At 33.3% G+C, this 12,820-nt stretch carries 14 protein-coding genes and 1 other RNA gene; 2 read left to right on the top strand and 13 right to left on the bottom strand.

The genetic code is table 11. The features are described 5' to 3' along the window. Positions 1 to 2: 2 nt before the first annotated feature. From J2S15_RS10605 to J2S15_RS10590, 4 genes are all read right to left on the bottom strand, one after another. Positions 3 to 653: an HAD family hydrolase gene (locus J2S15_RS10605; protein ID WP_307408089.1), complete on the bottom strand. Its 651-nt coding sequence runs from the start codon at positions 651 to 653 to the stop codon at positions 3 to 5. Between the two features lie 67 nt (positions 654 to 720). Then, on the bottom strand, positions 721 to 1,488 hold the full coding sequence (locus J2S15_RS10600) for a DeoR/GlpR family DNA-binding transcription regulator (protein WP_307408088.1): 768 nt from the start codon (positions 1,486 to 1,488) through the stop codon (positions 721 to 723). 26 nt (positions 1,489 to 1,514) lie between these two features. Continuing rightward, positions 1,515 to 2,411, bottom strand: a complete 897-nt coding sequence (locus J2S15_RS10595) for a glycyl-radical enzyme activating protein (protein ID WP_307408086.1) — start codon at positions 2,409 to 2,411, stop codon at positions 1,515 to 1,517. After that, on the bottom strand, positions 2,404 to 4,671 hold the full coding sequence (locus J2S15_RS10590) for a pyruvate formate lyase family protein (RefSeq protein WP_307408084.1): 2,268 nt from the start codon (positions 4,669 to 4,671) through the stop codon (positions 2,404 to 2,406). The genes J2S15_RS10595 and J2S15_RS10590 overlap by 8 nt, the downstream gene beginning before the upstream one ends. 193 nt (positions 4,672 to 4,864) lie before the next feature. Between J2S15_RS10590 and J2S15_RS10585 the strand changes: the two genes are divergently transcribed. Further along, positions 4,865 to 5,242, top strand: a complete 378-nt coding sequence (locus J2S15_RS10585; RefSeq protein WP_307408081.1) for a hypothetical protein — start codon at positions 4,865 to 4,867, stop codon at positions 5,240 to 5,242. 214 nt (positions 5,243 to 5,456) lie between these two features. On the opposite strand, the gene J2S15_RS10580 is transcribed toward J2S15_RS10585, so the two are convergent. The 6 genes from J2S15_RS10580 to pyk form a co-directional block, all read right to left on the bottom strand. Next, on the bottom strand, positions 5,457 to 5,762 hold the full coding sequence (locus J2S15_RS10580; RefSeq protein ID WP_307408079.1) for a hypothetical protein: 306 nt from the start codon (positions 5,760 to 5,762) through the stop codon (positions 5,457 to 5,459). 169 nt (positions 5,763 to 5,931) lie between these two features. Beyond that, positions 5,932 to 6,753: a nucleotidyltransferase domain-containing protein gene (locus J2S15_RS10575; RefSeq protein ID WP_307408077.1), complete on the bottom strand. Its 822-nt coding sequence runs from the start codon at positions 6,751 to 6,753 to the stop codon at positions 5,932 to 5,934. A 127-nt stretch (positions 6,754 to 6,880) separates the two neighbouring features. Next, positions 6,881 to 7,399: a methyltransferase family protein gene (locus tag J2S15_RS10570; protein ID WP_307408076.1), complete on the bottom strand. Its 519-nt coding sequence runs from the start codon at positions 7,397 to 7,399 to the stop codon at positions 6,881 to 6,883. A gap of 19 nt (positions 7,400 to 7,418) precedes the next feature. Then, positions 7,419 to 8,156 carry a class I SAM-dependent methyltransferase gene (locus J2S15_RS10565; protein ID WP_307408074.1) on the bottom strand — a complete coding sequence of 246 codons (738 nt, stop codon included), beginning with the start codon at positions 8,154 to 8,156 and terminating at the stop codon, positions 7,419 to 7,421. Between the two features lie 44 nt (positions 8,157 to 8,200). Then, a complete protein-coding gene (locus tag J2S15_RS20375) occupies positions 8,201 to 8,512 on the bottom strand; it encodes a pyruvate kinase alpha/beta domain-containing protein (protein ID WP_442319965.1) in 312 nt (103 codons plus the stop codon). 55 nt (positions 8,513 to 8,567) lie between these two features. Continuing rightward, positions 8,568 to 9,569: a pyruvate kinase gene (pyk, locus tag J2S15_RS10560; protein WP_442319964.1), complete on the bottom strand. Its 1,002-nt coding sequence runs from the start codon at positions 9,567 to 9,569 to the stop codon at positions 8,568 to 8,570. 552 nt (positions 9,570 to 10,121) lie between these two features. On the opposite strand from pyk, the gene J2S15_RS10555 reads away from it, so the two are divergent. Then, the gene (locus tag J2S15_RS10555; protein WP_307408072.1) at positions 10,122 to 10,715 is read left to right on the top strand and encodes a hypothetical protein; all 594 of its coding nucleotides are present in this window, start codon (positions 10,122 to 10,124) and stop codon (positions 10,713 to 10,715) included. A 58-nt stretch (positions 10,716 to 10,773) separates the two neighbouring features. Here J2S15_RS10555 and ssrA read toward each other — a convergent pair. The 3 genes from ssrA to J2S15_RS10540 all read right to left on the bottom strand — a co-directional run bounded on the left by ssrA (position 10,774) and on the right by J2S15_RS10540 (position 12,819). Next, positions 10,774 to 11,156, bottom strand: a transfer-messenger RNA (tmRNA) gene (ssrA, locus tag J2S15_RS10550). Positions 11,157 to 11,190: 34 nt separating this feature from the next. Next, positions 11,191 to 11,640 carry an SsrA-binding protein SmpB gene (smpB, locus tag J2S15_RS10545; RefSeq protein WP_307408071.1) on the bottom strand — a complete coding sequence of 150 codons (450 nt, stop codon included), beginning with the start codon at positions 11,638 to 11,640 and terminating at the stop codon, positions 11,191 to 11,193. A 12-nt stretch (positions 11,641 to 11,652) separates the two neighbouring features. Beyond that, positions 11,653 to 12,819 (bottom strand): CapA family protein, encoded by a 1,167-nt coding sequence (locus J2S15_RS10540; protein ID WP_307408069.1) that lies wholly within the window; start codon positions 12,817 to 12,819, stop codon positions 11,653 to 11,655. Position 12,820 lies beyond the last annotated feature (1 nt).

Raw genomic sequence — 12,820 nt, 5'->3', positions numbered from 1 at the left:
ATCTATTTAATTTCCTCTATTACTTCTTCTAAATTATTCAGTACTTTATAAGCTATATCATTTATTTCTTTAGGATGAGTAATTATATCAGGAATACAGATAACCTTAATCCCTGCATTTTTCGCAGCTAATATTCCACTCTCTGAATCTTCCAACACAAGTGACTTATCAGCAGTTGCTCCACACTTTTCACATGCTTTTAAAAATATTTCCGGATTTGGTTTACTATTTACTACTTCATCACCACCAATAATATCATCAAAATAGGATGTAGTATTGGTGAGCGACAAATTCGCTTTAATTACATCACGACTGGATGATGATGCAACTACCATCTTAATCTTTTTGGCCTTGGCATAATTTAACAATTCCATGAGCCCTTCTTTTATTGGCAACCCATTATCTTTTATATATTGGTCACGTACAACCATACTATACTTAAATACTTCTTCTACAGGAAAATCTTCTCCATAAGTATTCTTCATCACTCGAATTCCATCATTTTTATTTCTTCCAAGTAACTGATTTCGAACTTCATCTTTGATTTCATAACCAAATTTCTTTCCAGCTTCTCGCAGTGAAATTGTTGCTATTCTTTCACTGTCAAACATTAAACCATCCATATCAAATATTAAACATTCTATATCAAGCATATAATCCCCCTAAAAAAGCATAGGTCAAAATTGACCTATGCCTCTATTCTAACATAAACATTTCTACTTATGTTTCATTACATATAATAAAATTATCAGGACACTCTACTTCTTTGGGAACAGCATTTACATATACTTTCGTAAAATCCTTAATTGATGCCCATGTACATACGGCTTTGATTGTAAACTTTGAATCATCTACCAATAAATAATTTCTATGGCATCGTTTCATGATTTCTTTTTTAACTGCACCTACAGCAAAATCAAAAATATAGACTTCTCCATTTTCTAAATTTATCCCATTCGAACTTAGAAATGCATGATCAAAATTAAACTGATTTATAATTTCCAAAGTAATTGGTCCCAGTGACATATCATACTTTCGATCAAATGCACCACCTAACAAATAGATATCCCCTTGAAATGAAGCTGGTAATTTGCGAATCAGATAAATACTGGAAGTAACAATCTGAATCTTCTTCTTTGCTAGATGTGGAAGCAGATATGCAGGTGTTGTTCCTGAATCAATAAAGATACAGTCACCATCCTTGATATTTAATGCGGCACAATCACAAATTGATTTTTTTGCCTCTGCATTAATATTCTCTTTATCAAACACTGGTTTTTCATTCAGCTCCGACACCATACTCATTGCATCTTTTAGCGTAGCACCTCCGCGTTCACGTTGCAGCAAATCCTGTTTCTCTAAATCAATCAGATCACGATTAATAGAAGAACGTGATGCATTTAACTTTTTGGTCAGTTCACTAACTGTCACAAATGTCTGTTCATTTAGTATATTCATAATTCGAAATTTACGTTCTTTTGATAACATAGATACCTCACTTATAGTCGTTGTGATTACCCTCCTATTTTCACATACACTCCCATCTCTTGTCCAATTGTTTTATATTTCTCCAATGCTTTTTTATCTAACATCTTCTGATCTGAATAATAGTTTTTCATCACCTGATCCCATTTACTTTTTCCAAGCGTATGGTAAGGCAGCAAATTAATCTCTCTTACTTTATTTTCTTTTCCCAACATGATAACTTCATTTAAGAATGTATCATCATAATTAAAACCTGGAATAACGGGTACACGAATTACTATCTTGTTTGGACAGGTATTTGCGATATATTGGAAGTTTGCCATTACCCTATCCTTATCGATTCCCGTTGTCTTTTTTAATAAAGGAGAATTTAAGTGTTTGATATCAAATAAGAAAGTATCCACATATGGTTCAACTGTTTTGAACTGTTCTGAATCACAATGTCCTGTTGTTTCTACTGCAGTATTTAAACCCTTATCTTTGAATGCTTTTAATAATGCAAGTAACCCTTCATATTGAGTAAAAGGTTCTCCCCCAGAAATTGTAACTCCCCCATTACTGTTTTCATAATAATCAATATCCTTCATTACTACATACACAATTTCTTCTACACTCATTGGTTCACCTGCAATTGATAATGCACCAGTAGGACAATTCTCAATACTCTCCTTACATAAGTCACCTTTGTTTTTATCATAATGAAATTCATTATCTTTAAAATAGATTGCACCACTCTTACAATGTTTCTCACATTCTCGACATTTGATACACTTCTTTTTATCATACAATAGTTGTGGATTAGGATCCCATGATTCCGGATTGGCACACCATGGGCAATGAAGTGGACAGCCTTTCAGAAATACAACCGTACGTATTCCATCGCCATCATGTGTAGCAAATCGTTCTATATTAAATACGTTAATCATACAATTCCCTACTTAACAGTTCTTCTTGAATATCTTTTGTAAGATTCACAAATACTGCACTATACCCTGCTACTCTTACAATCAGATCCGGATATTTCTCTGGATGCTTTTGTGCATCTTCCAAAATTCCATGATCTACAACAGTTACCATCAACTGACAACCACCTCTTTTGAAATAGGTATCAAATAATGCCTGTACTTTTACTTTATCATCATGCATCATTCTTGGTGTAAACTTAATATTTTGTACACTACCTCCATGATATTTCGCATTGAATTTTGATAATGAATTTAAGGTTGCTGTAGGTCCATTCTTCGCTGCTCCCCCTTGAGGGTTGTTGGCAGGATTCATATAGACACCTGCTCTTCTTCCATCAAGTGATGCTGCGGTTTCATGCCCCCAATCCGTATTGGTCTGATTATTACTAATTACAATCAGATAATACCCCATGCCATTTTCAATTCCACGCTGACGGATCCCCTTAGCGACATGCTCATATAAGTCATTTGCCAACTCATCGCATTCACTATCATCATTTCCATATTTAGGAACATTCCATAAATCTCGCTGAATTTTTTCGTATCCTTCAAAATTATGTAATGCTGCTGTATTTAATTCTTCCAATGTATATTTCTTTTCATCAAACACTAATTTCTTAATTGCATAAAGTGCATCTGAAGTATTAATATTTCCATATGTTTCATTGGTACCACCAAGAATCTCTACACCACCATCAAGTAATGCTTTCCCTCTACCAATACAATCGTCCATTAAAATACTGTTGAATAAGAATGAAACTTGTTCATTCATAACTGTATAACTATGCATTTGTGCTTTTACACTTAAATCATAGTAGTACTCTAATAGTTCTTTATATTTAGTATAGAACTCATCAAACGTTTTGTACTCTGAAACTTTAGGAATAGTTACTGGACCTGACTTCACAATTCCATCCATTGGATCTCTACCTTCATTTAATACCATCTGCTGGATTTTCAAAAGGTTCAACAAGGTATTTGGTGTCCCTACACTTTTTCCTTGAATAACATATTCACCACATCCAAAGGGAATGTATTGCTCAGCAGTCTTACGATCTACTCGCATAGCATATTCTACTGCAGGTACATTTACTTCATCATTATATAAAGTTGGATATGTAGCCCCTGATGCGATACAATCATATGCCATTTCCTTAATGTATTCTGGTGTATCTTTAGTTAATCTTAGAGTAAACTGTGGCTCTACATAGCGTGTATCCTTACAGACACGAAGACAGATTTTCGCAAACAAATCACATGCTTCCTCATCTTCTCTACCATAACCACCAACTATAATTCTTCCATTCACTGTCGTTCTTCTGTTTTCAATCATCAGCCATAATGATTTCAGATAACGATATGCTTCATCTTCATCAATCAATCCATTATCAATATCTCGTTTCAGATATGGTCCTAACACAATATCCATTCGGCCATAGTTGATGACTCCTGCACATAACGCATAAATCCAAAACAATTGTAGTGCCTGATGAAATGTCTCTGGTTTTCGTTCTTTGATAAAACCCAAATCATCATACATTAACTGCAGATCTTTTTGACGTTGTCCATCTGCATTATTCATTGCATCTTTCACTAGTTCTTTTTGACGCTCTATTACTTCTTTTAATAACTGTATACTTTCGATAGATGACTGCATAAATGCTGTTCGCTTTTGCTTATGCATAATATCGATTAGACCATTGATTCCATTATCTAACAGTTTACGATAATTCAGCATCATTCCACTTAATCGAGCGGTTGCCATAAAAGGATAATGACAATCAATAAAGCGTCCTGTCGTTGTATCATTTAAAACATCCTGGCAATAAATAGCTTTCACATCATGATCTTCCCAGTAATGATACAACTCATCTACACGTTTCTTTTCTTCATCACTACTTAGTTCATCTTTGAACGCACGTAACTTATGAAACACACAATAGTGACCCACTCCACCAATACTTGTAACGCTACCAAAACCGATTGGTAAAAAATCCAATCGTCCTGCCAATAAGTCATCATCTTCAACAGAACGAAATAAAGTAGGGAAAATTGTCTTCAGACAATTAATCTCTCTTTGTGCTTTATCTAACTTCGCACCATCCTTATGTGCCTGCGTATAAGCCTCCATAATTGTTAATTGTTCCTGTGGCGTTTTCTCACTTGGAATCCTAACACTTACTTCTACATTCTGTGATCCTTCTATATTGATTCTTGCCATTTTGTTCACCTCTATGTCAATCCTTATCCATTTTCAATATACCACCACTTTCGGTCATAGTCAATCAATATGTTTCATAATCATTCATTTTGTTTCTTTTTGCGTCATACCATTATACTTCTCATTTGTCTATTCAATTGTATTGATATTCCATATGGTATAATTGCTTTACTCAGGGAGGTTAGGACGAAAGATGGAAAAGAAGAATATACCTTGTCCCAATTGTGAAGGGGATATCACAATTGAGAACTACTTAACTTATAAATATACATTTACGACACCAAAGTGTCCATACTGTGATAACGAGTTTATTATTACGCATCCAAAGAAATACAGTATTATTGCCTATAGTCTAATTGCAATCCTTGCACTAATCTTCATAAATTTTATAATCTATGCAATGGTTGCTGTTGATATTTATGATGACAATCTATTGTTTATTTCATTTATCACTGTAGCTATCATTACTGCAATTGCAATACTTGCAGCAAGAACGTTTATCGCAAGATATGCTTATAAGAAAGAAAAAAATTCAATCAATATACGTAGTCATTATTTCCTTGAAAAATAGCAAATAAATACTAATTGTTTTATTAGGATTGATTCTTCCATATATGAACCCAATAATTCCACTTTCCAATAAAACGATTTACACATTTTGATATTTGGAATAGAATCAAGGTGTAAACAAAGGAAGCAAGATAGAACAGGGATATCGTATATGTTTACCGGAACAGTTACCTAAAAAAGGTAATTGTTTTTCTTTGTCAACAAAAAACCTCAAATCAAATTGAGGCTTTTTTGCATTCTATTATATCATTAGTAATTTCTTGAGCTTCTCGAATATACTCATGAAAATCATGAGTATCCTTTACCAATGGTTTTAAGTTTAGCCGAATGATTGTAGGAGTAGAATCCGTTCTTTCAATATTCAGAAAAACATTTACCTTCTCGCTTTCATTACCAGTCACTTCTTGGAGTGTTAGAACTCTCACTTCTGCTTTCTTTATAGTATCAAGTTTAATAATTTCACCAGTACGAACTACAGCTATCGAATCTCTTCCATACTTCACATATCCATTCTTTTTCATATGTTTCTCCTTTTTTCACCTATCACAATCCTAAAACTCTAGTCTGATTTTATTATATAATAAATGAATTTTGAAACAATGCATCTGTATAATTCTGTATTCAGATTGGAAATATCAGTAAGAAAAAGAAGTTTACCTTAAAAGCAAACTTCCAGTTTTGTAGTTTTATCTAAAATAATAATGTCACTTCATCAATAAGCTTCTTTAGTCGTAATGATGCATTACCTACATTCATACCAACATCTCTGAATATCTCATCCACTTTGTCTTTGTATCGCACTGGTTTTATTGGAAATGTCTCAATCATACGAACGGCCTTTTTCTCATTCAAACAGTACTCTTCATTTAATGCAAACAACACTTGATTCAAAGCAGAGATCACTCGAACAATATGTGCTGTTACATAATAAATATCATCTCTATTTACATTATTCTCAATAAACATATAAGAAAACCTTGCCTCAAATATAAATGACTCAATAAGTTTCACTTTCAAATCAAATGGATAATCCATTGCTACTTTCTGCAATTCACTTACTCTACCATTCGCATCCCAAAGAATTTTACTGATTGCCAATTCTCCTCGATACATCACACTCATATAAGCATGTGGGTGCCCTGTCTGATAATGTGGGGTTACAATTCCTTCCTGGCTTTCTTTCACAATCGTTTCCACTCGATTCATATCACGCAAAATAAAGTCAACATGATAGTTGTCAATCATTAACCAACCACCAGCATTGACCCACTCACCCCATTCACCAGGTAATGCAATCAAATCTTCACCATGAGTATCATCCATTTTACTTGCAGCAACATTTAGTGCAGGTATATCTAATTTATCTGCATCATAGTAAATCCCAATATCAATATCAGAATCCACTGTGTCTGTACCCCGTGCCCTTGATCCACCAAGTACAATTGCCTGCACTCCATTTACCGAAGAAAGTGTTTCAACCACTTCATCTAAAATCTTTTTTATTTCCTCCATTTTGTCTACCCTCCTATTAATAGTTCCATCTTCTAATTAACAGTATATTCCATTAAATATATAATACCATAAGACCCAATGAAAATAAAAAAGTATGATAGATTCCACCATACAATTTCTATATTATTTACAAATATCTCCTTACACTTTTCATGTAATTCCTATATTCATCACCAAAATGATTGAGACACCACTTCTCCTCAGCTAAAATAAGCCAATGGCATGAAACCTGAAATATAACTAATACCACAAACATCAAAATAGAATGTGTAATTAATGCACAACCCAAGAAATACACAAAGTAACCTACATACATTGGATTTCTTGAAAAACGATACAATCCATTTGTATTTAAATTATTACTATTTGGTTTTGCAAAGTTAATAGTTGAAAGAATTAGAATTAAAATTCCTAAACCATAAATTCCATATCCCACATATGTGATTGCTGATACAGGTTGAATTTTCAAAAAGAATGGAATGATCAATAACACTATCGTAGCAAGTTGATATAATGATAAGAATATTTTCTTATCATTATCAAAAGGTGGATAGTGTGCTGCACGTACCAAAGCTTTCTTATCTAAAAAATATGGAAGTCCATATCTTATAAGTATAAGTGGTATCAGTAATATAAATGCATTCATAAGTTCTCCCTTTTACCTTCTATACTTCAGCTACTATAATTAACTTCATACTATTCTTATCATATGGATTTTGACTATAATCACCATAGATATTTATCTTTTTATATCCTGCTTCCTGTAGTAACTTTTTATAATCTTCATCCAACAATAACCGATATTTAATATCATATTGATTACTTTCTACATGATGTTCATCATGAAATAAATCTACAATGTGAATTGTTTGAAATTGTTCATCATGTTCCTTTACAAACACGCGAGAAAAATCTTGTCGATTTACTACCACTTCAATAGGTGGGTATTGCAATGTAGCATGAGTCGTTCCAGAACTTAAAACTAGGATTCCACCTTCTCTTATTCGTTTCCTCATTGATATTAGTGCAGTAACAAGATCTTCATCACTATGCAAATGAGGTAATGAATTGGTAAGGCAGATAACTGCATCATAGGTTTCATCAAACACCTTTTCCAGATATCTGAAATCGCATTGTTTCAGTTTTGGTTTATATCCATAACCATCTAAATTTCTTTTGGCAACTTCAATCATTGATTTGGAGTAGTCCGATCCAGCAACATGGAATCCAGACTGTAATAACATTAATAAATGTTGTCCAGTTCCACAGGCACAATCAAGCACATTACTCACTTTATATTGTTGAAACACTTCTTCAAAAAAACGTTTCTCATCACCTAAATATTCTTCAATGGCACCAAACTCATCATAATCATATGCAAATTTCTCATATAAGTCTTTCATATCTGGTTACCTCCATTACTGTCATTTTAACATTTCTATCGTTATTATACTTCTATTATTCTCATAGAATTCGTTGCATTTGACCCAAAAGGATAGCCAGTAACAATAATAATTTCATCACCCTTTTTACATCCATGGCTTAATGCAATATCTCTTGCCAACTTTGTTTCCTTATCTACTTCATCGAACTTTTCAACAACAACTGATGTTACACCCCAATGGATTGCTAAACTATCTCTTGTTCGATCATCAAACGTTGCCGCATACACGGGACATGCAGGTCTGAATTTCGCAATTCGTTTTGCACTGGTTCCACTTGCCGTAAACACTACAATTGCTGCTACATCTAAAACCAAAACTGTATTCGCTACCGATATTCCAATGGCATCATCCCCCGTTTGTTTACTTGTATCAATTGATTTCTGTAATCATCACCATTGTCTTTACTGCTTCAATTGGATACATACCAATGGCACTTTCTCCAGAAAGCATAATTGCATCAGTACCCTCCAAAATCGCATTAGCAACATCACTTGTTTCAGCTCTAGTAGGACTAGGATTATGCTGCATACTTTCCATCATATGTGATGCTGTTATTACTGGCTTACCTAAAGCATTTGCTCTTGTAATCATTCGTTCTTGATAAATAGGAACATTTTCAACTGATACAGCCATTCCTAATTCTCCACGTGCAACTGTAATACCATCAGCCACTTCTAGTATCTCATCAAGGTTATCATAACCTTCTTGATTTTCAATTTTCGCAATTATTTGAATATCTTCACAGTTCTCTTCTGCCAATATTTTACGAATTGTTAAAACATCTTCTTTCGTTCTAGTAAATGATACTGCAATATAGTCTACTTTCATTTCGCAACTAAAGCGAATGTCACTCTCATCATCCGCAGAAAGAAATGGTAAATCCAATTCAATGTTTGGAATATTACATCTCATCTTTCCTTCAATTGTACTTGGATTTTCAAATCTGCATCTCAACTCTTTATCGTTTTTATCAATAACAGTTAACTTCACGATTCCTTCATTGATCAAAATAACATCACCTACAGATACAACATCAAATAGTTCTGGACGATGAATATAAAACTTCTCATGTGTTCCCAATATCTTCTCTTTCACAATTGTAACTTCTTCACCTTTACTATATGTTTCAAAGGCATTTTCAAAATCACCTAAACGAATTTCAGGTCCTCTAGTATCTACTAAAATTCCAATCCCCGAGTTTAATTCTCTATTCATTTCTCTAATATCATTAATCCTTCTTATATGTTCTTCATTATCACCATAAGAAAAATTTATTCTTGCGATATTCATTCCTGCATTAACCAATTCTCTAAGCATCTTTGGACTTTCTGTTTTCGGCCCAATTGTGCATATAATCTTTGTCTTCTTCATCTTCTACCTCACTATACTATTCCTTATTCTTACTTCCTCTTACCAATCATATCCACATACTATTGAGTATAACATTTCATACTTGAAAGTACAGTGAATTCTAGCAAGAAAAGTAACAAAATAGTTATATAGTTTGAATGCATTCACTATATAACTTTTCATTCCCATGTACGATGTTAAGAAATCCTACATCTATTGAATTATTGATTCCACTAAGTTATAATATTGACAGTGGCTTACTATCAGCCAAGAAAGGCACATTGCTTGTTACAATGTGCCTTTTATTGTGTAGATGGCTTACTATCAATTAATTATTATGCTTGATTATAATAACCAACAAGCATAGTACAAGAATAATCTCGTACATAACATCCTCCGTTCACCATCTACACAAAGAGTTACTTCTTTCATAGAAGATTCCTCCAATAGTAGTTTTACTTTAGTTGAAAAAATTCCTAATAAATTCAAAAGAATTATTTCACATTAAAAATATTCCTTTCTAAATTACACCAGGTCATTTATAATATAATCTGGAGACGAGGATATAAGTAAATGAAAAAGATTATTAGTTTATTATTTATTGCACTATTATTTAGTGCCTGCAGTACTGGCACTTCAAACAATGAAGCTGCAGAAAAAGAAAAAGATGAAGAAGCAATAGAACTACCAACAACTGTCACATTGGCCGGTGAAGATATCGCTTTTGATGGTTCTGATACTGTCGAATCATTAGGACATCTAACTTTAAATGAAAGTTCGTTTAATCAAGGAACTATTAGCACAAAAATGAACACTGTAACATTCACTTTGAAATATACTGATGGTAAATCTACCGTATCAATTTCTGTCACTACTGACTGGTTTGGAAATCAAGCTGACATTAATGAAGAATATCAACAGGCGATTCAATCAGGAACTATTAAGAACATTAGATTTGACTATAGGTATGTTAATAGTGGCTTTGCTGAGTACAATGGTGTTGATGTTATGGAAATCGATGAGTCCACTTTAAATGATTGGTTCAAATCAGATACTTCCGTGTTCGATAGTGGTAAAACTATCATTAATTTAACAAGTGATACAGCAAATATAGATGTTGATTATGATAAAACAACCAAGGAAGTCAAATCATTAAGTTTCAATTAATCGAAAGATAACAAAAGCAATCAATGCATTAAGTGCACTGATTGCTTTTTTTACTTTATGGTGGAGCTGAGGGGAGTCGAACCCCTGTCCAAAAACAGTCCCACGTATTAACCTCTACAGTTTAGTTTATTCTTATAATTAATAGTACGTTATAAACACCGATAATCTATTAATGTGATCTATTAAGTTTTCGAGCAGTGCTCTAGATCAGCACACTGCCTTATCTTTCATCTGTACTAGATATTGAAACGGAAAGCTACGCAACAACATCAGGCTGCAAACCAGTTTTTAGGTTAAATTAAGCAGCGAAAGCTACACTTTGGTTTCCACCAAAGAAGCTTGATAATTTAGTTTTTCCAGTTAAATTGGATTGACGATTTACGTGGGTCACACGACTGCAGTTAATACCAAACGTATTCCTGTCGAAACCTTTACAGCCCCATAGGTATGCTATAACAGAAACTATTATAGCATATTAATATGATCTTTTTAGAGCTTTCTGCATCATTCGTGTTGCGTCTCGCTCTTTCTCCACATTACGTTTATCATGCAAATCTTTTCCTTTTGCAAGAGCTATTTCCATCTTTGCTTTTCCTTTACTCAAGTAAAGTGAAAGTGGAACTACTGTGTATCCTTGTAATCTTGTTTTTTGCTGGAGTTTTTTAATTTCATGTTTATGTAAAAGTAACTTACGTTCTCTTACTTCATCATGATTAAATTGATTTCCAAACTCATACTGAGGGATATACATATTCTTAATGAATGCTTCGCCATTAATAAACGTAATAAATGATTCTTTTAGTTGGATTGATCCTTTGCGAATAGATTTAATTTCTGTACCATGCAGTACCAAACCTGCTTCGAAAGTATCTTCGATAAAATAATCATGTTTTGCTTTTCGATTATAGGTTATTACCTTTCGCATCGTTACCTCCTTCTAATATACAATTTCTACTTTATCATTCATAACTGAATTTACTAGATCAATAAAATATTGTCTTGATAAATCCTGATTTTTAGTTACATGCAATGTATGCTCATTACCCATTTCATCCGTATAATCTTTTAATGGATATACTTGGTAATATGCATAGTTATTTTTAATCAACGTTATTGTTGGCCAAAATTCTACATCTTTGAATTCAAACTCATCTGTTGTTTTGTTGTAGGAAATATTCCATCTTGCATTTCCACCCAGCATTCGATAATTCTCATCTTGTGCTGATAAGAAATTACCTAGTGAGTACATAACAAGTGTTTGATTTCCATCTTTACCTTCAAGATAATCCATTGGTTGAATTACATGAGGATGCCCTCCAATAATAACATCAACACCAAGATCACTCAAATATTGTGCTAACTCTTCTTGCTCTGTACTAGGTTCAAACTGATATTCCTCACCCCAGTGCATACTGACAATCTGAATATCACTTTGTTCATTTAGTAATTCCATATCTTCTTTGATTAAATCTTTATCAATTAAGTTTACCAGATAATCTTTACCTTCTGGAACTTCAAATCCATTCAATCCATAGGTATAACCAACCATTCCTACTTTTACACCATTTACTTCTTTGATTCTGGTTCTTCCTTCATCCGCTGATGCCTGGGTTCCTGTAACCGTTAAGTCAGGATACTTCGACAAATAATTCAACTGATTTAAGATTCCCTGTTCTCCACGATCCATTGTATGATTACTAGAAGTAGACAACCAGTTAAAACCAGCGCTATGTACTGCATCTAAAATCTCGTATGGCCCATTGAAGGTTGGATAACTTGACAACTCAAGCTCCTGTCCTGCACAAATTGTTTCTTGGTTGATATAAGAAATATCAACACCTTCATTCAGTGCTTTATATGGCTCATAAATATAATCAAATGTATACTGTAAATCAGCAGTTTGATTATAGTAAGGAATTGCACCATGAATCAGGTTATCACCTACAGCCGAAAAAGAAATATCAACAATTTCATCTTCCTTTACTTCTTCTTCCTGTTTGGTTTCATCCTTTTTAGAATCATCTTTTGTGTTATCTGCAGTATCTTCACTAGAAGAACATGCAACTAAAGTAAATGCCAGTAATAATAGAAATATCTTTTTCATT

Origin of the sequence: Breznakia pachnodae (assembly GCF_030814225.1) — a bacterium.
Taxonomy (GTDB): domain Bacteria; phylum Bacillota_I; class Bacilli_A; order Erysipelotrichales; family Erysipelotrichaceae; genus Breznakia; species Breznakia pachnodae.
This window is presented reverse-complemented; position numbering and strand designations above follow the sequence as displayed.

Bases quoted from the DNA above. Each gene is read 5' to 3' on its own strand.
- smpB (WP_307408071.1), bottom strand. From the start codon at position 11,640: ATGCGAAAGGTAATAACCTATAATCGAAAAGCAAAACATGATTATTTT.
- J2S15_RS10595 (WP_307408086.1), bottom strand. From the start codon at position 2,411: ATGATTAACGTATTTAATATAGAACGATTTGCTACACATGATGGCGAT.
- J2S15_RS10540 (WP_307408069.1), bottom strand. From the start codon at position 12,819: ATGAAAAAGATATTTCTATTATTACTGGCATTTACTTTAGTTGCATGT.
- J2S15_RS10565 (WP_307408074.1), bottom strand. From the start codon at position 8,156: ATGAAAGACTTATATGAGAAATTTGCATATGATTATGATGAGTTTGGT.
- J2S15_RS10585 (WP_307408081.1), top strand. From the start codon at position 4,865: ATGGAAAAGAAGAATATACCTTGTCCCAATTGTGAAGGGGATATCACA.
- pyk (WP_442319964.1), bottom strand. From the start codon at position 9,569: ATGAAGAAGACAAAGATTATATGCACAATTGGGCCGAAAACAGAAAGT.
- J2S15_RS10570 (WP_307408076.1), bottom strand. From the start codon at position 7,399: ATGAATGCATTTATATTACTGATACCACTTATACTTATAAGATATGGA.
- J2S15_RS10575 (WP_307408077.1), bottom strand. From the start codon at position 6,753: ATGGAGGAAATAAAAAAGATTTTAGATGAAGTGGTTGAAACACTTTCT.
- J2S15_RS10600 (WP_307408088.1), bottom strand. From the start codon at position 1,488: ATGTTATCAAAAGAACGTAAATTTCGAATTATGAATATACTAAATGAA.
- J2S15_RS10605 (WP_307408089.1), bottom strand. From the start codon at position 653: ATGCTTGATATAGAATGTTTAATATTTGATATGGATGGTTTAATGTTT.
- J2S15_RS10555 (WP_307408072.1), top strand. From the start codon at position 10,122: ATGAAAAAGATTATTAGTTTATTATTTATTGCACTATTATTTAGTGCC.
- J2S15_RS10580 (WP_307408079.1), bottom strand. From the start codon at position 5,762: ATGAAAAAGAATGGATATGTGAAGTATGGAAGAGATTCGATAGCTGTA.
- J2S15_RS10590 (WP_307408084.1), bottom strand. From the start codon at position 4,671: ATGGCAAGAATCAATATAGAAGGATCACAGAATGTAGAAGTAAGTGTT.